Below are 570 nucleotides of genomic sequence, written 5' to 3' on the forward strand. Positions count from 1 at the left end.
TTCACCCGAGTTCTCTCAAGCGCCTTGGTATTCTCTACCCAACCACCTGTGTCGGTTTGGGGTACGGTTCCTGGTTACCTGAAGCTTAGAAGCTTTTCTTGGAAGCATGGCATCAACCACTTCGTCACCCAAAGGGTAACTCGTCATCAGCTCTCGGCCTTAAGATCCCGGATTTACCTAAGATCTCAGCCTACCACCTTAAACTTGGACAACCAACGCCAAGCTGGCCTAGCCTTCTCCGTCCCTCCATCGCAATAACCAGAAGTACAGGAATATTAACCTGTTTTCCATCGACTACGCTTTTCAGCCTCGCCTTAGGGACCGACTAACCCTGCGTCGATTAACGTTGCGCAGGAAACCTTGGTCTTTCGGCGTGGGTGTTTTTCACACCCATTGTCGTTACTCATGTCAGCATTCGCACTTCTGATACCTCCAGCAAGCTTCTCAACTCACCTTCACAGGCTTACAGAACGCTCCTCTACCGCATCACTTGCGTGATACCCGTAGCTTCGGTGTATGGTTTGAGCCCCGTTACATCTTCCGCGCAGGCCGACTCGACTAGTGAGCTAT

Annotated in this window: 1 rRNA gene; it reads right to left on the reverse strand. The window is 51.2% G+C overall.

The window, feature by feature from the left end:
• A 23S ribosomal RNA gene (locus ACCD00_RS30735) occupies positions 1–570 on the reverse strand; the annotation flags it as partial.

Origin of the sequence: Pseudomonas sp. Pseusp3, from assembly GCF_047304225.1 — a bacterium.
GTDB lineage: Bacteria > Pseudomonadota > Gammaproteobacteria > Pseudomonadales > Pseudomonadaceae > Aquipseudomonas > Aquipseudomonas fluorescens_CD.